Source organism: Streptomyces sp. DH37 (assembly GCF_029813835.1).
Classification (GTDB): Bacteria; Actinomycetota; Actinomycetes; order Streptomycetales; family Streptomycetaceae; genus Streptomyces.
Map to the genome: position 1 here is coordinate 52,148 of NZ_JARVKV010000021.1, position 18,945 is coordinate 71,092.

Consider the following 18,945-nt stretch of genomic DNA (forward strand, 5'->3'; position numbering starts at 1 on the left):
GGGGACGGACGTCAGGGCGTCACGCGCGGGCGGGGCCGGAGGGCGCCGGGCCGAGGGCGTCCAGGGCTGCCTCCAGGTGCGGCGTCACGTGCCGCCGCACCCAGGCGCGGTGCCCGGCGGGGTAGCGGCGCGGTTCCACCTCCACCAGCATGATCAGGTAGAGATAGCAGCGGTACAGCGCCATCCGGGTCCGGGCCGCGGCGTCGAAACCGGTGCGGCCGCCGCCGGAGGCGTACCCCGCCAGGAACGCCGGATCGTCCTCGATGTCGCCGAACAGCGCCGACGAGGCGAAGTCCGCCAGCGGATCGCCCCAGAACATCCGCTCGCCGTCGATGATCCCGCCGATGGTCCGGGCGCCCGGAGCGCCCGTCAGCAGCACGTTGCCCTGCCAGAGGTCGAAGTGGACCAGGGCGGGGACCGTCACCTCCTCCAGGACCGGGGAGGCCGCGTGGACCCGGCGGCGTATCAGGGCCGCGGGCCGCGGCAGCCGGACGCCGTACCGTACGGCATCGTCGAGCACGGCGTCCAGCATGGCGGTGAAGGCCGGCCGCCACGCGGGGGCGAGGGGCGCCACCGACTCGGCGGGATAGCCGAAGGCCGGTCCGGTGACGGTGTGCAGCCGCGCCACCAGACGGCCCAGTTCCCCGCGCAGCCGGGACCGTTCGCCGTCCTCCAGGGTCTCCGCCACCGCGTCCCAGGGGGTGCCGGGGCAGGCCGACATCAGCAGGAACGGCCCGGCGCCCGCGCCCCCGCGGTCCTCGTGCACCACCTCCGGCACCGGGACCCCGCCCGCGTCGGCGGCCGCGCGGTGGAACACCGCCTCGCCGCGCAGGATGCCCCGCTCGTACCGCAGGCACGGGGCCGTGGCGGGCGGCGGCACCTTCAGCACCAGCTCCCGGCCGTCGGCCGCCGTGATCCGGTGGACCGAGTTGTAGGTACCACCGGGCAGCCGTTCGCAGCGCACCACCTGCCCGGCCGGAAGGCCCGCCGCCGCCAGCATCCCCCGGATCGCGTCCCCGCTCACGGACACCGCCCCCCCGGGACGCCGGACGCGTCCCGTACGAACCGACAGCCCGCCCCCACAAGCCATGAGAGCGCTCCCAAGCGTATCCGGGAGCGGGCGGCTCCGGCGGGTCGGCCGCCCGTGCGGGCGCGCGGTGCCTACCGTCGCGGTATGCCCCTCATCCGGATCGAGCGCCGGACGCACCTGAGCGCCGGGGAGGCGTGGCGCCGGCTGACGGCCTGGGAACGCCACGCCCGCCACGTCCCGTTCACGGCGATCACGGTCGCCACCGCGCCGCCCACGCGCGTCGGCACGCGTTTCACGGCGCGTACGGGTGTCGGGCGCGCCGGGTTCGACGACCCCATGGAGGTCGTCCGCTGGGAACCGCCCGCCAGGGGCCGCCCCGGCCGCTGCCGCCTGGAGAAGCGGGGGAGCGTGGTGCTCGGCTGGGCCGAGGTGGAGGTGTCCCCGGTGGACGGGGGAGCGCTGGTCGTCTGGCGCGAGGAGGCGTGCGTACGGGGACTGCCGCGTCCGATGGACGCGCCCACGGCCTGGGTGGGCCGCCTGCTGTTCGGGCGGGTGGTCACGGGACTGCTGAGGGATTCGTAGGGGCTCCGGACCCCGTGCGCGCCCCACGGTTCGGAGCAGCGGGACGATCACGTACTCGGCGCTGTGCCGACCGGTTCGCCGTGCTCGCGCGGCATGCGCATGAAGATGGCCACCGTGGCCACCGTGGCCGGTGAGGGGCGGGCGGCCCTTCTGCCCGCCGGTGGCGATGACGAGCCCGGCGGCGATGGCGCGCGGGCCCAGTCCCCGGCCCCGGTGGTGGGGGAGAGCCGTCGCGAGCAGGCTGCCGCCGCCCGCCGCCGATCACGACCACCTCGGTGTTCTCGGCCACGGGGGTTGCCCCGCTGTCCAGGGGCCGGCCCCGAGGCACCGCGTGACGGCAGCGAGCCGTCGCACGCCGTCCGCATGCGGCCGGTGGCGCCTGGAGCCCGGGAGCGTTTCGGGCAGCCGGTACGCCGGAGAGGCCGGCCCGGTTTCCGGCCGGCCTCGAAGCGATCAGCGGCGGTGCCGTCCGCGCGGGCCCCTGGGCGGCTATGCGATCGCCCTCCCGGCGGACGCGTCCGGCGCGGCGGCCAGGCGGCGCCTGCGCCTGGGCAGACCGAAGGTCGGGTGCGAGGTGGCCCACAGCGACATCCTGAGGATGCCCGCCTTGATCCGCGCCGCCTTCCGGCCGCCCACGTACTTCGGCCTGGCCCGCCCCTCGTCGTCGACCGTCTGCAGGATCCCGTCCCGCCGACCGAGGCTGATGTGGTTGCCCAGGTACTCCAGCTTGGTGTGCGCGATCCCGCGGCCGGTCAGGCGTCCCACGATCGCCTCCGTGGCCTGCCGGCCGGTGTAGCCGGCCGAAGCGCAGGACATCGGCAGCGGCCGGCCGTTGTCGCCGACGGCCCAGGCGCTGTCCCCGACGGCGTAGACGTTCGGGTGCGAGACCGACCGCATGGTGCGATCGACGACGATCCGGCCGTCCTCGGTGACCTCCAGCCCGCCGGCGGCGGCGATGGGTGCGACCGCGAAGCCGGCCGTCCACACGGTCGCGTCGGACGCCAGGGAGGTGCCGTCGGCGCACAGCACCCGCGTCGCTTCGACGGCCTCGACGCCGGTGTGCTCCAGGACGGTGACGCCCAGCCGGTCGCAGGCCCGGCGCAGGTGGCCGCGGGCTCCGGCGGAGAGCCGGGCGCCCAGCTCGCCGCGGGCGACCAGCGTCACCGACAGGCCGGGCCGGGATTCGGCGATCTCGGTGGCGGTCTCGATGCCGGTCAGCCCGTCGCCGACGACCAGCACGCTCCCGCCCCGGCTCCGCCCGTCCAGGCTGTCCAGGCGTTCGCGCAGGCGCAGCGCCGAGGGCCGGCCGGTGACGTCGAAGGCGTGCTCGGCCACGCCGGGGACGCCGTGGTCGGCGACGCGGCTGCCGAGCGCGTAGAGAAGCGTGTCGTAGCCGAGCTCGCCGCCGTCACCGCCGCCGCCGCCGGCGTCGGTGCCGGCGGCCACGGCGACGACCCGGCGCTCGGGGTCGACGGCGGTGACGCGGGCCAGGCGCAGCCGTATCCCCGTGCCCGCGAAGACGTCGGCGAGCCTGCGGGCCTCGATCTCCCGGCCGGCCGCGAGCTGGTGCAGCCGCAGCCGCTCGACGAAGTCCGGCTCGGCGTTGACCACGGTGATCTCGGCATCCGCCGGGGACAGCCGGCGGGCCAGGGTCCCGGCCGCGTAGGCCCCGGCATAGCCGGCGCCGAGGACGACGATGCGGTGCTTCATGTGTCACTCCTGTCGGTTCGCTTGCTCCCGGTGAGTTGAGCGGGGCAGCGCCCTGATTGCTGACAGGAACTGCGTGTGGCATGGCTCACAGAGCGGCAGGAGCGCCGCCCGGCGATGCCCGCGAGGCCGAGGCGGCGACCGTCTCCCGTGTCCGTACCGGACCGTCGCGGGGCCGGCTCGGGGGTCGGGCACCCGGTCGGCGAAGCCCGCAGGGCCCCTCGCCGTGTCCCCGCGCGTGATCGGCCGGTGGCGTCGCCGGGCGCGTCGGTCGTCGCGCCCGGCTCCTCGCGGCCCGTCTCGGACCGGTGGCGCGCGAGGACGCCGGCCAGGTCGGAGAGCACGGTCTCCGGGGGCGGCTCACACCTTCCGCACGGTCACGCCGGCCGCCGCCAGCGCACCGGTCTCGTCCTCCGGGGCGCCCTCCTCCGTCACCACCGCGTCGAGCGCCGAGGCCGGCGCGACGAAGGCGAGGGCGGTGCGGGAGAACTTGGCCGCGTCGGCGACCGCGATCACCCGGCGGGCCGAGGCGATCGCGGCGCGCTTGACCGCGGCGTCGGCGAGGTCGTACGCGGTCAGCCCGTTCGCCGCGTTCAGCCCGCAGCAGCCGATGACGGCGGTGTCGAAGCGCAGCGAGGCCAGGGACGCCTCGGTCAGCGGGCCGGTCAGCGCCAGTTCCCCCGGGCGCGGCTCCCCGCCGGGCAGCAGCAGCTTCAGCCGGGGGGCGCCGGTCAGCGCGTTGGCGGCGTGCAGGGACAGCGGCACGACGGTCAGCCGGCGCTCCGCCAGGACGCGGGCCACCTCCAGGCAGGTCGTGCCGCTGTCGAGGACGACCGACTCGCCGTCGGCGATCAGGCCGGCGGCCTCGGCGGCGATCCGCCGCTTGGCGTCCGGCCTCTCCAGCTCCCTCAGCCCGAAGGGGGGCTCCTCACCGCGCAGCAGGAGGCTGCTGGCCCCGCCGCGGTACCGTTCCAGGACGCCCTGGTCCGCCAGGACCTCCAGATCGCGCCGGATGGTCATCTCCGACGCGCCGGTGAGCCCGGCCAGCTCCGCCACGCTCAACTGCCCTGCCTCGCGCACGGCCTCGGTGATCCGTCTCAGTCGCTCCGCACTCGCCATACCGGAATTGAACACACGTGATGTGCGTAATTCAATCTATCGAACAGCGATTTTGTTTGTTAGGTTCGGGAACATGGAGAGAACGCTGCGGCTCGCTCGGCTGGCCACCTTCGCCTACTTCGGCCTCAACGGCTTCCTGATGGGGATGTGGATCGTCCACATCCCCGTCGTGGAGGACCGCGCCGGGGTCAGCCACGCCGTGCTCGGCTGGCTGCTGCTCCTGCTCGGCGGAGGGGCCTTCGCGGGCATGCAGCTGACCGGGCCGCTGGCCGACCGCTTCGGCGCCCGCCGGGTGGTGCCGCTGAGCGCGGCGCTGTGCAGCGCGTCCCTGGTGCTGCCCGGGCTGGCCGAGGGGGTCTGGACGCTGGGTGCGGCCCTGCTGCTGTTCGGCGCCGGCAACGGCTGCCTGGACGTCAGCATGAACACCCATGCCGTCCAGGTCGAGCGCGGCTACCGGAGGCCCGTCATGTCCGCCTTCCACGCGGTGTTCTCGGTCGGCGGGGTCCTCGCCGCGCTGGTCGGCGCGCGTACCCTCAGCTGGGGCTGGAGCGCGGCCGCGACCCTCGCCGGGATGAGCGTGCTCGGGCTCGTCGTCGCCGTCCTGGCCGCTCCCGCGCTGCTGCGGCGCGAGCCCCCCGAGCGGTCCCGGGACTCCTGCTCCCAGACGCCCGAGACGTCCGAGACACCCGCGGCCGGGGCGCGGAACCGGCGCGGAACGCCCGCGCGGATCTGGGCGCTGGCCGCCCTCGCGCTGATGCTGATGCTCTGCGAGGGCGTCGCCAACGACTGGAGCGTGCTCGCCATGCGGGACGTCCTGGGCGCGCCCGCCGCCACCGCCGCCCTCGCCTACGGCGCCTTCGCCACCGCCATGACCGTCGGTCGTCTGCTCACCGACCGGGTGGTCGCGCGCTTCGGCCCGGTCGCCGTCGTCCGCTACGGAGCCCTCCTGGCCGCGTTCGGCCTCACGGCGGTGGTGTTCTCCCCGTGGATCCCCCTGGCCCTGGCCGGCTGGACGGTCTTCGGCGTCGGGCTGTCCGGCTGCGTGCCCCAGCTCTTCAGCGCCGCCGGCCACGCCGATCCGGACGCCGCCGGGGCCAACGTCTCGCGGGTGGCCGGGCTCGGCTACCTCGGCATGCTCGCCGGGCCCGCCGTCATCGGGCCGCTCACCCATCTCGTCCCGCTGAACGTCGCCTTCCTGCTGCCCGTGGTCCTGTGCGTCGTGGCGGCCGGCACGGCCGGGATCCTGCGCACCGGGCCCGGGAAGGCGGCCGGGAAAGACGGAGAAACCGGGAAAACCGGGAAAACCGGGGAAGGGGCGCCCGGCAGGGAGCGGGCCGGAGCCGCCGGGATCTCCGGGGCGGCCGACTGACGTTCCCCGCGGGGCCGGGTGGGGACGCCCGCGGCGCAACCGGCCCCGGTCCCGTCCGGGGCGGGACTCCCGCCGCGGACGATCCGCCGGACGGAGCGGAGCGGGCAGGCGCCCCCGTCCGTCGGCGCCGGGGGAACCGGCCGCCGGGCGAACCGGCCGATTCCCCGGAAGGGAACCCTGCGCATCGGCATCCGCACGCACCGGCGTCTTCCCTCCCCCTTTTATCCGGCCCCCGGAATCCGCTCTCCGTTTCCTCTCCCGATTTCCGGCACCCGGATTCCCGCGGCGTTCCGCTCGGCCTCGTCCGGGGAAAGGATCACACCGGGCGGAGCGGTCCCCCGGAAAAGTGACGCGCGCCATTTCCCGCGGTGCGGCAGGCGTGGATGATGAGGGCGTCCCCACCGGCCGCACGGCCGGTGGACCCCCGTCGACCGGGAGTCGGTCCGCCATGGCAGAACACGTGCACGTACGCCTCAACCACGGGCTGGAGGTGTCCGAGGAGGGCGATCTGATCGAGCTGTCCCGCTGCCGGTGCGGAGCCACCTGGAGGAGGACCTACCGGGCGGACGAGGCCGAGCCCGGGCAGTGATCCCCAGGGGGTGATTCCCGGGCGGCGGGAGCCGGCGGGCGTCAGCCGTCCTTGAGGGGGTCGTGTCCCCAGTTCATCAGGGAGTGGCGCCAGGTGGTGTCGGCGATGTCGCCGGAGGGCCGCTGGGCCAGGTGCCGCTTGATGTAGCCGGTCACCTTGCGCATGTGGGCCAGGTCGTCGTCGCTGAGGTCGGACTTCGGGGTCCGCAGCAACTCGACGATGCGGCGGCCGGAGGCGTGGCCGGTGCTCTCCCCGCCGTCCCGGTGCTGCCCGGCGGCCTTGGACTCCTCCCGCTCCAGCCAGTCCTGGAGCTGCTTGGGGGTGAGGTTGACCAGTTCGCCGAACTCGGCGACGGTCCCCTCGCGGTCGTCGCGGTGCTCAGTCATCCCCGGACCCCTCCTCGCGCAGGGCGTCGGGGCGGTGGACCGCCCGGCCGCCGGACTTCTCGCTGCGGACCTGGTACTGGGGGTCGTCGGGGGAGGCGTCCACGGTGCGCCCGCCGGCCTCGGTGCGGGAGGTGATCTCCTTCTCGACCCGGCCGGTGGCCTCGCTTCCGTGGCTCTTCCAGGAAACCCTGTCTCCCTCGCGGAATTTCCCTTTCTTCTTCGCCATCCTTCTCCTCCTGCGGAGAGTGGGCGGGTGGGCGGACGGAATTCCTCGCCCATCCTCATGGTATCGGTTTCGCGTCGTTCCACTACCGCGGAGCCGCCGCCCGCCCACGGCGCACCGGTGGGCGGGCGGCGGAAGGAGGGGGGATCGGCGGGGCCGTGCGCGCATGCGGCGGGGGAACTCCCTGCCGCGCGGGAGACGCCCCTCAGCGCGGGTCCCCGTCCCGGAGGTTCCGCGTCCCCGCCCGCCCGGTGCCGTCCCGCCGCGGCTCACCGGGGAGCGGGCCGGGCAGCTGGGTGGCCGCGAGGTCGCGGTAGAGGGCGTCGGCGGCCAGCAGTTCGGCGTGGGTGCCCACCGCCCTGACCGTTCCCTCCTCCATGACCACGATCCGGTCGGCCGCGGTCACGGTGGACAGGCGGTGGGCCACCACCAGCACGGTCGTGCTCCGGGCGGCGTCGGCGACGGTCTCCCGCAGCGCGGCCTCGTTGGCCGCGTCGAGCTGCGAGGTGGCCTCGTCCAGGAGCAGCAGCCGGGGAGCGCGCAACAGAGCGCGCGCGATGGCGACGCGCTGCCGCTCACCCCCCGAGAGCCGGTCGCCCCGGTGGCCGACCGGGGTGTCCAGGCCCTGCGGCAGCCGGGCCACCAGGGCCTCCAGCCGGGTCCGGCGCAGCACGTCGTCCACCTGCCGCCGATCGGCCGCCGGGACGCCGAACAGCAGGTTGTCGCGGAGGGTACCGGCGAGGACGGGGCAGTCCTGCTCCACGTACCCGATGGCGGCTCGCAGCTCGGCCAGCGGCCAGTCCCGTACGTCCCGGCCGTCGAGCAGGACGCGTCCGGCGTCCGGCTCGTGGAAGCGCTCGACGAGCGAGAAGACGGTGGTCTTGCCCGCGCCCGAGGGCCCGACGAGGGCCGTCATGCCCCGGGCCGGGACGGTGAAGCTCACCCCGCGGTGCACGGGCGGCAGCCCGGCCCGGTAGGAGAAGCCGACCCGGTCGAAGACCACCGAGGCCGGACCCGGGCGGTCCGGGCCGGCGGGGACGGGAACCGGGGCGGCGTCCACGCGCTCGGCGGGCATCCGCTCCACCTCCCGCAGGCGCAGGGCCGCGGCGGCGCCCCTCTGGAACTGCCCGACGGTGTCGACGAGTTGGTGGACGCGCGGGGCCAGCGAGAAGAGGTAGAGCAGGAAGGCGACCAGGGTGGAGACGCTCGTCTCCCCCGAGGCCACCCGCGCCCCGCCCACCCCCAGCACCGCCAGGAAGGCCACCTGCACGGCCACCCCTCCCGCGGTGGCGGAGACGGCCTCCCAGCCCGCGGCGCGGACGCCCGCCCGGCGGGCGTCCGCCGCCGCCGCGTGCAGGCGGGCGGTCTCCTGCCGCTCCGCGCCCGCCGCCTTGACGGTGCGGAAGGCGCCGAGCGCGCGTTCGAGGGCGGCGCCCATGGCGCCGACCGCCTCCTGCGCCTGCCGGCCGGCGCGGCCGATCCGCGGCGCGACCACCGCCACCGAGGCGGCGACGAGCACGAGTGCGCCGAGGGTGACGCCCAGCAGCACGAGGTCCAGCAGGCCCATCAGGACGACGGTCGCGAGGAGGACCAGCGTGCCGACGACGGCCGAGGCCACCGCCTGGGCGGCGGTCCGGCTCAGGACGGTGGTGTCGGACGTGGCGCGGGAGATGAGGTCGCCGGGCTCGGTGCGCTCCACCGCCGGTACGCGCAGCCGCAGCAGGTGCGCGGTGAGCTGCCGCCGGACGGTGTGGACGACGGCCTCCCCGGTCCGCTCCAGGACGTACTGCCCCGCGGCGGCCAGCACGGCGCCGGCCAGCACCAGCGCGCTGAGCAGCACTATCGGGCCGACCGCCGTCCGCCCGGCGCCCAGCTCGTCCACCAGCCGCTTGGCGGCCAGCGGCTGGACCAGGGCGAGCAGGCCGCCGAGCAGGCCGAGCGCCGCGCCGGCGAGGACGCCGGCGCGCTGCGGGCGCAGCCGGTCGGTGAGCGCGCGGCGGCCGGACGGGTCCCCGCCGAGGCGGCCGGTGAGCCACCGGGGCCGGACCGCGCCCGTCCCCCCGGACTCCTCCGTCTCCCCGTCGTGGACGGCGCCCGCCGGGGTCGGAGCCGGGGACGCGGTCTGCGCGGTCATCGGCCTCACTCCACGCTGATGAAGCGCCGGTAGTAGTCGGCCGGGCAGCCCTCGCCCACGAGGACCCCCTCGGCCTCCACCCAGGCGTGCGCGGCGAAGGGCGGCCTGGCACGCACCCCCACGCACCACACGGGCCACCGGCCGCGCACGCGGCACAGCAGCACGGTGGCCAGCGAGCGCGGCAGGCAGCCGCGCTGCCCGCCGCAGGCCAGGCTCACCGCGGTCACCGTCTCCCGGGCCGCCGCCGCCTCCTCCAGGGTCGCCGGACGGGCGCCGCGCCGCAGCCGGGCGAGGACGGCCCGGATGCGGCTGGGCGGCTGGGTGGCCAGCAGATGGGCGCATCCCACGGCCAGACGCGCCACCAGGCGGTCCGCCAGGGGGACGGAACGGGGATCGTACGGAACCGCTTCGGGGGTCGACATCCTCTCCTCTTCTCAGCTTCTCGGCTCGCTCGGCTGTCACCGGCACGCCGCCGGCGCCCGGCTACTCCGCGACGAGCCGCGCGGCGCGCAGCTCGCCGAGGATGCGGGCCACGTCCTCCTCGGCCTCCTCCGGGCCCACGTCGTACTCGCCGGTGAGGGCCGTCGCCGCCTGCCGGGCGGACCGGCCGTCCAGCAGCGCCCGCAGCACGGCGGCCGCGGTGGGGTTGAGGGTCCAGTACTCCCCGCTGCGCTGGTCGAGCAGGGTGCTTCCGTACTCGGTGTCGGCCATCAGCACACCGGGGCGCAGGGTGAGGGGCATGGGGTCTTCCTTCCATGTGGGCCGTCCGGGCCGTCCGGGTCCGCCGGAGCGGCCGGAGCGGCCGGGACGGCGGGTCAGGGGGTCGTCCGGGGCGGGGCGGTCGCGCCCTCGCGGGACCGCAGCCACACCTCGCAGGCGACGGTCGGGTGGAGCAGTTCGCTCTCCGCCTCCGGCGACAGCGGGCGGCCGCACCACCGGCGCAGCTCGGTGACGTCGACCAGGCCCATCCGCCCCAGGCGGGAGTCCTCGCACAGGGCCAGCAACTGGTCGCGGTGGCGGCGCAGGCCGACCTCCTCCTCCAGGGTGGCGTTGGCCTTGGTGGCGCGCGTACGGCTCGCCTCGGGCACGATGCCGCGCGTGGCCTCCACGATCAGCGGCTTGTACCGGTAGGGCGTGACCCGCTCGAGCGGCCGTACGGCGAGGCAGGTCTCGACGATCCGGTCGTCGTAGTACGGCGCCGCGCAGACCACCCCCAGCGGCTCGGCCATCTGGCCGATGTGGCGGGCGAAACGGGAGACGAGGTCCATGGTGGCCATCTCCCGGTGCGCTCCGTGACCCCTGCCCGGAGCCAGGGGCTCGGCGGCGGGCGCCTCGGCGAGGACGAGCTCGCGCACGGCGTCGGCGGCGTCGGGCGTCGCCCACGGGGGCAGCCGGGGCGAGGGGGACCACTCCAGCAGCGGCTCCCGCTCCGGCGGCGGGGGCCTCCGCAGGTCCGCCGCCGCCTTCCTCAGCCAGGCCGGGTAGCTCCGCCGGTCGAGGAGCTGGTGCAGCACGCGGCGGCGGGACCAGCCGTACTTGGCGGTGTAGCCCCGCAGCCGCCGCAGGGCCGCCAGGGGATGCGTGCGGACCATCGCGTGCAGGTGCGCCGCGGCCCCTCCGAGGAGTTCGTCGCCGCCCAGGCCGGTCAGGTGCAGGGTGGAGCCCCGCTCGGCGGCCATCTCCAGCAGACTCATCCGGCGGTTGCGGTCGACGGCCATCAGACAGGGGGCGTCCAGGTGGTCGCCGAGCGTGCCGAGGCCTTCGTAGGTCAGGGGCACCCGCTCGGCCGGCACCAGGTGGTGCTCCACGTTCCCCAGGGCGGCCACCGTACGGCGGGCCCAGTGCACGTCGTCGCCGAGCGGGTCGTGGGTCGCGGCGGTGTAGGCGACCACCTCGGCCGTTCCGCGGGCGGCCGCGCAGCAGACGGCCGTCGAGTCCAGCCCGCCGAGATCCGCCGTCACCAGGGCGCGGCCCCGGGTGCGCACGTCCACGGCGGCGGTCAGTTCCTCCGCCAGCGCCGCGGCGCCCTCGGCCAGGGGGACGTCCGGTTCCGGCGCGGTCCAGCGGCGGGTCCGCCGCGCGGGGCCGTCGGGGGGGATGAGCAGGGAGTGGTCGCCCGGAAGGCGCTCCACCCCGTGCCACAGGGGCTGCCCGGACAGCGGGTGCAGCAGACCCAGGGTCAGCAGCTGCGCGGCCAGGCGCCGTTCGTCCAGCTCCGCGCCCAGGAGTTCGGCCACCACGTCCGCGCGGTCGCCGGCCACCGTCACCGGGCCGGTGCGGCCGTGGAAGACCCGCCGCATCCCGGCCACGCCGCCCCGCATCCGGACCCGGCCGGCGGCGCTCGCGACCACGTGGAAACTGCCGGGCCACGCCGCCGTGAGCCTGTCGAGCGCGGCCGGGGACTCCCGCGCGCCCGCCGCGGCCCGGGACGCCTCACCGGCGGTGACCCGGTGCTCGCCGAGCACCGCCACCCGCGCGTCGGCGCACTCCCCGACCGTCAGCTCGCCCCGCGCCCAGCGGCCCAACACCCAGGGGCGGCCCGAGTGGTGTCTCAACTCCCCGGACGCATGGGTCCGGGCACGCCCGGCGAGCCCGGCCGCCGCGTCGCTGTCGGGCAGGACGACGAACCACCTGGATGCCAGGGCCGGGGAGACGAGGTCGCCCATGAACGTACACACCTCCGGTCGGTGCCGCGGGACGGGTGTCGCCTGGAAGGGGGGCTGGAAGGAGGCTGGAAGGAGGGCGGCCGGGCGGCGGCACGCCGCCGTCCGGCCGCCCGGCCGACCGCCGGCGGGTCTTCCGCCGGCGGGCCCGTCAGAGCAGCTGCTTGCCGCCGAGCAGGTCCTTCGGGCCCGAGCCCGTCGCGCCGGTGGTCTTGCGGAAGCCGCCGGCCTTGGCGAGGGTGGGACGCTCGTAAGCGCGCATGGTGATTTCCTTTCTGTACCGGGTGATGTGGCCGCGGGTCCTCCCGCGGGGCTTCGGGGCCGGATGCGGTGGGGGCGTGCCGGCGCCCACTGCAGAGGCGGCGGCCGCGTGCTCTCCGGGTGCGCAACCGGTTCGTCGGAGGGCCCGCCGACGGGTTCGTTGCGAACCCCCTGAAGCCGCACACCACACTAGGAATGACGGGACACCGTCACAACAGCGCGCGGATGCCACAACCGGCGCGTAGGAAATTTCCTATGTGTACTTGCGCGCGGGCTCCCTTTCGGTCCTGTGGGACGCCGGGGCGGGCGGTACGCGGCCCGGTTCCGGCGGATCCGGGGCCGGGCTCCCGCTCCGCGTCCGCCGGGGGCGACCCGGGGACCACGCGCGCGCACGCCCGTTCCCGGTGCGCTGGAGGAGGTCCGGCGGCGGAGGGGGAGGGTGTACGGGCTCCCGGGCGCGAGCAGGGCCGGGGGCGGCCGGGGGTGGCGGACCGCGCGGGGTCCGCGTCGCCGTGCGGGAGAGGGCGCCGGTCCGCCTGTTCGGCGGGCGGTCCGGGCCCGGGGGTCCGGCGGCGCGGATCGCGGCCCTGTCCCCGGCCGCGGTCGCCCCCGCCGTGCGGGGGCGAGGGGATCAGGGAGCGAGAAGATCAGGGGGGGGGGGGGGGGGGGGAGCGCGGCGTCGACCGCCGCGAGCGCGAGCGCCCGGCGCTCGCCTTCGACCGCACCCCGGAACCGCGCGGCGCATCGCCGGGGAGGGCCGCGGGGGCGCCGGCAGCGCCCGGGTCCCGGTCGGCCTCGGGCCCGAGGAGTGTGCGAGCGGCCCTCCCGCACCCGGGAGGCCGCAGGGCGGCGGGCGGCCTGAAGGAGCGAGGCCGCACGGTCGTCACCGTCTCCCCGCCCCGGCCGCCCGCCGAGCCCGGGAGGGCCTACCGCTGACGCGAGTGGGTCCCCGGACTGATGATCTCGTCCAGCACCTCGCGGACCACCGAGAAGACGACGCGGTCGACACCGGCCGTCAGGGGATCGGTGCTCTCGCCCGTGCCGATCGGGTTCCCGGTGCCGGCCTCCCGCTCGGCGGCCCAGTCGCGCGCCACCCGGATACGGCGGAGGAGTTCGTCTGCGTCCACGACATCACTCATGAACGGAACCTACCCACGGACGCGGCGCGGCAGGCTTCGCCGGACGTGTCCGTCCTGTGCCGATCCGCCCCGGGTCGGGGGCGGGCCGGGCGTGCGCACGCGGCGGTGGCGCGGGCGCCGTCCGCGCCGGGAGCCCGCGCTCCCGTGCGCCCGCGCCTCGGCCCCGGTCCGCGAACTCGCGGAAAAGGAAACGGAGTTGACGGCGGAATCCGCTGCTCCGGTGTTTCGGGGGTACACGGACCCCGACGGACGGCGGACGGCCGACGACGACCCATGGGGGTGACGTATGCCCGTCGAGAAGACGAGCGTGCTGGTGCTGGACTGCTCCGAACCGGAGGCGCTGGCGGAGTTCTACGCGAACTTCCTGGGCGCGGAGGTGCGCCGGGGCGCCGACCCGGACTTCATCGAGGTGATCGGGCAGGAGGGCGTGCGCCTGGCGGTCAGGCGCGACCACGGCTTCGCCCCGCCGAGCTGGCCCCGGCCGGACGACTCGCTCCAGGCGCACCTGCACATCCTGGTCCCGCAGGACGACATGGACGAGGCCGAGCGCGAGGCGATCGGCCACGGGGCGCGTCCGATCGACACCAAGGACAACGGCGGCCCGCGCGATGTGCGCCTGTACTCCGACCCCGCCGGGCACACCTTCGCCCTGGTCGCCCGCGAGGGCCGCACGGGAGAGTGACCCGCGCGGACGGGACCCGGGCGCCGCACCGGGAGGGGCCGAGGCCGTCCTGGACCGGAGCCCGGGACGGGCGGGACGCGCGTCCACCGCGGCCCGGCGCTCAGGGCCGGTAGACCACCTCCAGCAGGCCCGCGGTGATCAGGGACCACGCGCCGATCCCGAAGAGCCAGACCGCGTCCAGGACGAACCCGGCCGTGACCAGGACCACGGCGGTGACGGCGAGGGCGGCGATGGTCCGCCGGATGCCGCTGTCGAAGACGGGTCCCCTCACCCGGCCGCCCCGGGCGCCGGTACGGCCGGCCGGCGGCGTGTGCCCGGCGGGAGGGGGTGCGCGCCGGGCCGGCGGCAGCCGTCACGGGCCGCTCCGCAACCGTTCGGAGAACGCGTCATGGGGGAACTGTAGGCGGGGCGGGGCCCCGGCGCGAGGCACGGCGGCGAAGTGGCTATCGTCTTCCGGTGCATATGATCGACGGCCGCTCCGGTGGCGGAACGGGGGCGTGGTGGTAGCCCGCACGGGGTGGCGGCGCCTGCGGCTGCGGCACCCGGCGCAGGTGGTCGTGGCCGGCTTCGCCGCGGCCGTCGCGGCCGGAACGGCGCTGCTGATGCTGCCGGTCGCCCGGCAGGGCCCCGGTGGCGCGAGCGTGCTGGAGGCGCTCTTCACCGCCACCTCGGCGGTGTGCGTGACCGGCCTGACGGTGGTGGACACCCCCGCCTACTGGACCGGCTTCGGGCAGGTGGTGATCCTGGCGCTGATCCAGGTCGGCGGATTCGGGATCATGACCTTCGCCTCCCTGCTGGTCGTCCTGGTCTCCCGGCGCCTCGGACTGCGCGCGAAGCTGACGGCGGCGGCGGAGACCAAGACCCTGGGCCTGGGCGAGGTGCGGTCGGTCGTGGCGGGGGTGGTCAGGGCCAGCCTGGTGCTGGAGGCGATCACCGCCGCGGCGCTGGCCCTGCGTTTCGGGCTGGGGTACGACGAGCCGTGGCCGCGGGCGGTCTGGCTGGGCGTCTTCCACGCGGTCTCCGCGTTCAACAACGCCGGTTTCGCCCTCTACACCGACAACCTGATGGGCTTCGTCGCCGATCCGTGGATCTGCCTGCCCATCGCCTTCGCCGTCGTCGCCGGCGGACTGGGCTTCCCCGTGCTGTTCGAACTCCGCCGCCGCCTGCTCCGACCGCGCACCTGGACCCTGCACACCAAGATCGTGCTGTGGGCCACCGGGATCTTCCTGACGGGCGGCACGGTGTTCATCACCGCGATCGAGTGGTCCAACCCCGCCACCCTCGGCCCGCTGGACGTCCCCGGCAAACTGCTGGCCGGGTTCTTCCAGGGCGGGGTCATGCCGCGTACCGCCGGCTTCAACAGCCTGGACATCGGTCAGATGAACCCCGCCAGCTGGCTGATCACGGACGTGCTGATGTTCGTCGGCGGCGCCAGCGCCGGAACGGCCGGCGGCATCAAGATCACCACCTTCGCCGTGCTGTTCTTCGTCATATACGCCGAGGTCCGCGGCGAGGGCGCGGTCAACATCTTCCACCGCCGCCTGCACGGCGACGTCCAGCGCCAGGCGCTGACCGTCGTCCTGCTCTCGGTGGCCGCCGTGGTCGCCTCGACGATCGTCTTCATGGTCTCCACGAACATCAGCCTCGACCGGTCCCTGTTCGAGGTCACCTCCGCCTTCGCCACCGTCGGACTGTCCACCGGCATCACCGCCGACATCCCCGCGGCACAGCAGGTGCTGCTGGTGGTGCTGATGTTCATCGGCCGCCTCGGCCCCATCACGGTGGCCTCCGCGCTCGCCCTGCGCCCGCGCGTCCGCATGTACGACCTGCCCGAGGAGCGACCCGTCATTGGCTAAGCACCCCGCCCCCCAGAGGAAGAACCCGCCGGCCAGGGGCCGCGGCGCCAGAACCCGCCGCCGGGACGACCGGAACGACTCCGTGGTCGTCATCGGCCTGGGCCGCTTCGGCCGCGCCCTGGCCCTGGAACTGGTCGACGAGGACACCGAGGTGCTGGGCATCGACGAGGACGCCGAGACCGTCCAGGCCCTGTCCGGCTCCCTCACCCACGTGGTGCGCGCCGACTCCACCAAGGAGGAGGTCCTGCGCCAGCTCGGCGTCCACGAGTTCGACCGTGCCGTGGTCGCCATCGGCAGCGATCTGGAGGCCAGCATCCTGACCGCCTCCCTGCTGGTCTCCTTCGGCATCCCCCACGTGTGGGCCAAGGCCATCAGCGAGGCCCAGGGCCGCATCCTCACCCAGCTCGGCGTCCACCACGTCGTCTACCCCGAGCACGACATGGGCCAGCGCGTCGCCCACCTGGTGCGCGGCCGGATGCTGGACTACATCGAGTTCGAGGACGACTTCGCCATGGTCAAGACCAGCCCGCCGGAGGACATCGTCGGCCTGACGCTGGGCAACAGCGGGGTGCGCACCCGCCACGGCGTCACCGTCGTCGCGGTCAAACGCCCCGGCGAGGGCTTCACCTACGCCACCGCCGACACCGTGGTGGAGGAGGGCGACACCATCATCGTCGCCGGCCGCACCCGTCAGACCGAACGCTTCAGCGAGCTCACCTAGCCCTCCGGGCCGGGGGCCCCGTCCGGAGGCGGACGGCACGGCTCCGCACGGAACCCCGGCCCGGGGGTCAGGGACGCCCGTGCGGGACGAGGTCCTCGATGGTGCGGGTGGCCGAGTCGTAGCTGCGGGCGCCGGTCAGCCTTCCCCGCACCGGCCCGCGCAGCCCGGCGGGCAGCAGCTCCTGATCCGGCAGGTCCCAGGCCGGACGGCGGCTGCGGCCGAGGGTGATGTGCGGGATCCAGCGCCCGGGGGCGTGCAGCGGGTTCATCGCCCCGGCCCCCGGCGAGGAGGCCAGCGCCCGCCAGACCGCCCCGTGCAGCCGCAGCAGCTCCGGATCCGGCCGTACGGCCCAGGCCAGTACACGGGTGCGGCCGGGGAAGCGCAGCAGTCCCTCCAGGCAGAGCCCCACCGGCAGCGCGTCCAGCGCCTCCGCCACCTCGTCGCGCGCCGCCTCCGGGAGCGCGTCGGCGGTGGCCAGGGTCAGGTGGGGGCGGTTGGTCGGATGGGTGTGCGCCTCCTGGCTCGGCATCCCCGCCGCGGCCAGACGGCGCCACGCCCGGCGTACGGCCCGGTCGGCCGCGTCGTCCGGAAGCAGTTCCACGGTGCGCACACCGGCCAGCGTACGGGCGCGGCCCGGTCCGCCGGAGTACCGTGCGGTGGCCGGCCCGGACGGCCCGGACGGCCCGGTGAGGGGAGGCGCCCATGACCGAGCGGGGAGAGGGCCCCGTCGAGCCCGTCACGGCGGTCAGCCCGCGCCCGGTCGGACGCGCGCTGCTGACGCAGTCGTGGCGTGACGTGACCTTCCTGCACTGGCCGGCCGACCCCGCGGCGGTCGCCCCGCTGCTGCCCGCCGGAGTCCGCCCCGACGTCCGCGACGGCACCACCTACGTGGGCCTGGTGCCCTTCCGGATGCGCGGCCTGGGCTTCGGACGCGGACCGGGCCTGCCGTACCTGGGCACCTTCCCGGAGACCAACGTGCGCGTGTACGGCGTGGACCGGTGGGGACGGCGCGGGGTGGTGTTCCTGACGCTGGAGTGCGCGCGGCTGCTGCCGGTGCTCGGGTCCCGGGCGGCGCTGCGCCTGCCGTACCGCTGGGCGTCCATGCGGCGCCGCACCGGGGACGGCGGCACCCTGCTGTGGACCAGCGCCAGGATCGGGCCGCGCGGCCGGGGACGCCCGGTCACCCGCGTCCGGGTGCGGGTGGGGGAGCGGATCGCCGCCCCCACGGACCTGGAGCACTTCCTGACGGCCCGCTGGGGGCTGCACACGGCCTGGTACGGCGGCAGGACGGTGTACCTGCCCAACGTCCACGAGACCTGGCCCCTGCACCGTGCCGAACTGCTGGAGTGCGAGGAGGACCTCGTCGCGGCCTGCGGGCTGCCCGCGCCCGGGGGAGCCCCGCTCAGCGTGCTGTACGCGCCGCGCGTGGACGTCCGCTTCGGCCCGCCCCTGGCCGGCGGCCGCTGACGCGCCCCCGTCCGGAGGCGTCCCGCCCTGAGCCAGGCGCCTTCCCGGCGGCCGTGTCCGCGGCCTCAGGCGGCGCGCCCGCCGGGGGCGGGAACGGTGAAGACCGGGCAGCGGGCGTGGTGGAGCACGCCCTGGCTCACCGAGCCCAGCAGCATGCCGGTGAAGCCCCCGTGCCCCCGGGTGCCCACGACCAGACCGAGGGCGTGCTCGGACGCCTCGGTCAGGACCCGCACCGGGTGGCCCCGCACGAACGCGCGGCGCACCTCCACCTCCGGATGCGCGGCGGCGCCCCCCGCCACCGACTCCGACAGCACCCGGCGGCCCTCCCGCTCGGCCGCGTCCTCGTCCCGCGAGCCCAGCAGCGGCGGATGCCACACGTACAGGGCCCGCAGCTCCGCGCCGCGCAGGGCCGCCTCCTCGAAGGCGAAGTCGACGGCCGGGGCGGACTCGGGGCTGCCGTCGACGCCCACCACGAGGTACGGCGGCCTCCGGCCGGTGTGCTCCGGCTCCCGCAGGACCACCACCGGGCACGGGGCGTGCGCGGTGAGCGGCAGTCCCACCGCCGAGGAGCCGAACAGCTCCTGCGCGGAGGACAGGTGCCAGGAGCCCACCACGACCATCGCCGCGTTCGGCGCCTCCTCGCGCAGCACCCAGGCGGGATGCCCCTCCGCCAGCAGCCAGGAGACCTCCACCCGGGGGTGCCGCTCCTCGACGAAGGCGACCGCCTCCTCGAGGATCCGGTCGCCGGCCTCGTGCAGCGCCTCGTTCCACTGCTCCCAGGACGGACGCAGCTGCGACGACCAGTAGCCGCCGGTCGGCACGCCCTGGGCGTGCACCACGCGCAGCGGCAGACCGCGCCGGGCGGCCTCGTCCGCGGCCCAGGCGAGGGCCGGCCGCTGGGAGGGGTCGGGGTCCACGCCCACCACGATCGGCCGGCGTCCCCGTGAACTCGTCATAGCCGCCTCCGGGGTGGTCTCTCGCCCCCTCCCGCCGCCCGGTTCCGCGGGCCCGGGCGGC

At 76.0% G+C, this 18,945-nt stretch carries 21 protein-coding genes; 7 read left to right on the plus strand and 14 right to left on the minus strand.

What is annotated here, in order from left to right:
- Positions 1-19: 19 nt before the first annotated feature.
- On the minus strand, positions 20-1,024 hold the full coding sequence (locus tag QC029_RS13420; protein ID WP_279555856.1) for a phosphotransferase family protein: 1,005 nt from the start codon (positions 1,022-1,024) through the stop codon (positions 20-22).
- A gap of 150 nt (positions 1,025-1,174) precedes the next feature.
- Between QC029_RS13420 and QC029_RS13425 the strand changes: the two genes are divergently transcribed.
- Entirely contained in the window at positions 1,175-1,612 is a 438-nt protein-coding gene (locus QC029_RS13425; RefSeq protein ID WP_279555857.1) for an SRPBCC family protein, read from the plus strand.
- A 489-nt stretch (positions 1,613-2,101) separates the two neighbouring features.
- On the opposite strand, the gene QC029_RS13430 is transcribed toward QC029_RS13425, so the two are convergent.
- A complete protein-coding gene (locus QC029_RS13430) occupies positions 2,102-3,322 on the minus strand; it encodes an NAD(P)/FAD-dependent oxidoreductase (protein ID WP_279555858.1) in 1,221 nt (406 codons plus the stop codon).
- A 357-nt stretch (positions 3,323-3,679) separates the two neighbouring features.
- Positions 3,680-4,438 carry a DeoR/GlpR family DNA-binding transcription regulator gene (locus tag QC029_RS13435; RefSeq protein WP_279555859.1) on the minus strand — a complete coding sequence of 253 codons (759 nt, stop codon included), beginning with the start codon at positions 4,436-4,438 and terminating at the stop codon, positions 3,680-3,682.
- 73 nt (positions 4,439-4,511) lie between these two features.
- Between QC029_RS13435 and QC029_RS13440 the strand changes: the two genes are divergently transcribed.
- Together QC029_RS13440 and QC029_RS13445 are read left to right on the plus strand one after the other, a co-directional pair.
- Entirely contained in the window at positions 4,512-5,807 is a 1,296-nt protein-coding gene (locus tag QC029_RS13440) for an MFS transporter (protein ID WP_336621583.1), read from the plus strand.
- A gap of 448 nt (positions 5,808-6,255) precedes the next feature.
- The gene (locus QC029_RS13445) at positions 6,256-6,396 is read left to right on the plus strand and encodes a hypothetical protein (protein WP_279555860.1); all 141 of its coding nucleotides are present in this window, start codon (positions 6,256-6,258) and stop codon (positions 6,394-6,396) included.
- A 41-nt stretch (positions 6,397-6,437) separates the two neighbouring features.
- Here the strand turns inward: QC029_RS13445 and QC029_RS13450 are convergent, their stop codons facing one another.
- From QC029_RS13450 to QC029_RS13485, 8 genes are all read right to left on the minus strand, one after another.
- The gene (locus QC029_RS13450) at positions 6,438-6,782 is read right to left on the minus strand and encodes a DUF3140 domain-containing protein (RefSeq protein ID WP_279555861.1); all 345 of its coding nucleotides are present in this window, start codon (positions 6,780-6,782) and stop codon (positions 6,438-6,440) included.
- A complete protein-coding gene (locus QC029_RS13455) occupies positions 6,775-7,008 on the minus strand; it encodes a DUF2945 domain-containing protein (protein WP_279555862.1) in 234 nt (77 codons plus the stop codon). Before QC029_RS13455 ends, QC029_RS13450 begins: the two co-directional genes overlap by 8 nt.
- Positions 7,009-7,210: 202 nt before the next feature.
- On the minus strand, positions 7,211-9,139 hold the full coding sequence (locus tag QC029_RS13460; RefSeq protein ID WP_279555863.1) for an ABC transporter ATP-binding protein: 1,929 nt from the start codon (positions 9,137-9,139) through the stop codon (positions 7,211-7,213).
- Positions 9,140-9,144: 5 nt separating this feature from the next.
- Positions 9,145-9,561 carry a lasso peptide biosynthesis B2 protein gene (locus QC029_RS13465; protein ID WP_279555864.1) on the minus strand — a complete coding sequence of 139 codons (417 nt, stop codon included), beginning with the start codon at positions 9,559-9,561 and terminating at the stop codon, positions 9,145-9,147.
- Between the two features lie 61 nt (positions 9,562-9,622).
- Positions 9,623-9,880, minus strand: a complete 258-nt coding sequence (locus QC029_RS13470; RefSeq protein ID WP_279555865.1) for a lasso peptide biosynthesis PqqD family chaperone — start codon at positions 9,878-9,880, stop codon at positions 9,623-9,625.
- 74 nt (positions 9,881-9,954) lie between these two features.
- Positions 9,955-11,805 (minus strand): lasso peptide isopeptide bond-forming cyclase, encoded by a 1,851-nt coding sequence (locus QC029_RS13475; RefSeq protein ID WP_279555866.1) that lies wholly within the window; start codon positions 11,803-11,805, stop codon positions 9,955-9,957.
- Between the two features lie 148 nt (positions 11,806-11,953).
- On the minus strand, positions 11,954-12,064 hold the full coding sequence (locus QC029_RS13480; protein WP_279555867.1) for a keywimysin-related RiPP: 111 nt from the start codon (positions 12,062-12,064) through the stop codon (positions 11,954-11,956).
- Between the two features lie 925 nt (positions 12,065-12,989).
- Complete coding sequence (locus tag QC029_RS13485) at positions 12,990-13,202, minus strand: hypothetical protein (RefSeq protein ID WP_279555868.1); 213 nt, start codon at positions 13,200-13,202, stop codon at positions 12,990-12,992.
- Between the two features lie 286 nt (positions 13,203-13,488).
- On the opposite strand from QC029_RS13485, the gene QC029_RS13490 reads away from it, so the two are divergent.
- Entirely contained in the window at positions 13,489-13,884 is a 396-nt protein-coding gene (locus QC029_RS13490) for a VOC family protein (RefSeq protein ID WP_279555869.1), read from the plus strand.
- 100 nt (positions 13,885-13,984) lie between these two features.
- On the opposite strand, the gene QC029_RS13495 is transcribed toward QC029_RS13490, so the two are convergent.
- Positions 13,985-14,155 (minus strand): hypothetical protein, encoded by a 171-nt coding sequence (locus tag QC029_RS13495; protein ID WP_279555870.1) that lies wholly within the window; start codon positions 14,153-14,155, stop codon positions 13,985-13,987.
- A 226-nt stretch (positions 14,156-14,381) separates the two neighbouring features.
- Between QC029_RS13495 and QC029_RS13500 the strand changes: the two genes are divergently transcribed.
- Together QC029_RS13500 and QC029_RS13505 are read left to right on the plus strand one after the other, a co-directional pair.
- Positions 14,382-15,740 carry a potassium transporter TrkG gene (locus tag QC029_RS13500; RefSeq protein ID WP_336621584.1) on the plus strand — a complete coding sequence of 453 codons (1,359 nt, stop codon included), beginning with the start codon at positions 14,382-14,384 and terminating at the stop codon, positions 15,738-15,740.
- Positions 15,733-16,461 carry a TrkA family potassium uptake protein gene (locus QC029_RS13505; protein ID WP_279555871.1) on the plus strand — a complete coding sequence of 243 codons (729 nt, stop codon included), beginning with the start codon at positions 15,733-15,735 and terminating at the stop codon, positions 16,459-16,461. Before QC029_RS13500 ends, QC029_RS13505 begins: the two co-directional genes overlap by 8 nt.
- 67 nt (positions 16,462-16,528) lie before the next feature.
- Here the strand turns inward: QC029_RS13505 and QC029_RS13510 are convergent, their stop codons facing one another.
- Positions 16,529-17,071 (minus strand): 2'-5' RNA ligase family protein, encoded by a 543-nt coding sequence (locus tag QC029_RS13510; RefSeq protein ID WP_279555872.1) that lies wholly within the window; start codon positions 17,069-17,071, stop codon positions 16,529-16,531.
- Between the two features lie 92 nt (positions 17,072-17,163).
- Between QC029_RS13510 and QC029_RS13515 the strand changes: the two genes are divergently transcribed.
- Complete coding sequence (locus tag QC029_RS13515; protein WP_279555873.1) at positions 17,164-17,928, plus strand: YqjF family protein; 765 nt, start codon at positions 17,164-17,166, stop codon at positions 17,926-17,928.
- A gap of 65 nt (positions 17,929-17,993) precedes the next feature.
- On the opposite strand, the gene QC029_RS13520 is transcribed toward QC029_RS13515, so the two are convergent.
- On the minus strand, positions 17,994-18,884 hold the full coding sequence (locus QC029_RS13520) for a universal stress protein (RefSeq protein ID WP_279555874.1): 891 nt from the start codon (positions 18,882-18,884) through the stop codon (positions 17,994-17,996).
- Between the last annotated feature and the right edge of the window lie 61 nt (positions 18,885-18,945).

Excerpts from the sequence above, each read along its gene's own strand:
- QC029_RS13425 (WP_279555857.1), top strand. The coding sequence starts at position 1,175 with ATGCCCCTCATCCGGATCGAGCGCCGGACGCACCTGAGCGCCGGGGAG.
- QC029_RS13430 (WP_279555858.1), bottom strand. The coding sequence starts at position 3,322 with ATGAAGCACCGCATCGTCGTCCTCGGCGCCGGCTATGCCGGGGCCTAC.
- QC029_RS13435 (WP_279555859.1), bottom strand. The coding sequence starts at position 4,438 with ATGGCGAGTGCGGAGCGACTGAGACGGATCACCGAGGCCGTGCGCGAG.
- QC029_RS13440 (WP_336621583.1), top strand. The coding sequence starts at position 4,512 with ATGGAGAGAACGCTGCGGCTCGCTCGGCTGGCCACCTTCGCCTACTTC.
- QC029_RS13445 (WP_279555860.1), top strand. The coding sequence starts at position 6,256 with ATGGCAGAACACGTGCACGTACGCCTCAACCACGGGCTGGAGGTGTCC.
- QC029_RS13450 (WP_279555861.1), bottom strand. The coding sequence starts at position 6,782 with ATGACTGAGCACCGCGACGACCGCGAGGGGACCGTCGCCGAGTTCGGC.
- QC029_RS13455 (WP_279555862.1), bottom strand. The coding sequence starts at position 7,008 with ATGGCGAAGAAGAAAGGGAAATTCCGCGAGGGAGACAGGGTTTCCTGG.
- QC029_RS13460 (WP_279555863.1), bottom strand. The coding sequence starts at position 9,139 with ATGACCGCGCAGACCGCGTCCCCGGCTCCGACCCCGGCGGGCGCCGTC.
- QC029_RS13465 (WP_279555864.1), bottom strand. The coding sequence starts at position 9,561 with ATGTCGACCCCCGAAGCGGTTCCGTACGATCCCCGTTCCGTCCCCCTG.
- QC029_RS13470 (WP_279555865.1), bottom strand. The coding sequence starts at position 9,880 with ATGCCCCTCACCCTGCGCCCCGGTGTGCTGATGGCCGACACCGAGTAC.
- QC029_RS13475 (WP_279555866.1), bottom strand. The coding sequence starts at position 11,805 with ATGGGCGACCTCGTCTCCCCGGCCCTGGCATCCAGGTGGTTCGTCGTC.
- QC029_RS13480 (WP_279555867.1), bottom strand. The coding sequence starts at position 12,064 with ATGCGCGCTTACGAGCGTCCCACCCTCGCCAAGGCCGGCGGCTTCCGC.
- QC029_RS13485 (WP_279555868.1), bottom strand. The coding sequence starts at position 13,202 with ATGAGTGATGTCGTGGACGCAGACGAACTCCTCCGCCGTATCCGGGTG.
- QC029_RS13490 (WP_279555869.1), top strand. The coding sequence starts at position 13,489 with ATGCCCGTCGAGAAGACGAGCGTGCTGGTGCTGGACTGCTCCGAACCG.
- QC029_RS13515 (WP_279555873.1), top strand. The coding sequence starts at position 17,164 with ATGACCGAGCGGGGAGAGGGCCCCGTCGAGCCCGTCACGGCGGTCAGC.
- QC029_RS13520 (WP_279555874.1), bottom strand. The coding sequence starts at position 18,884 with ATGACGAGTTCACGGGGACGCCGGCCGATCGTGGTGGGCGTGGACCCC.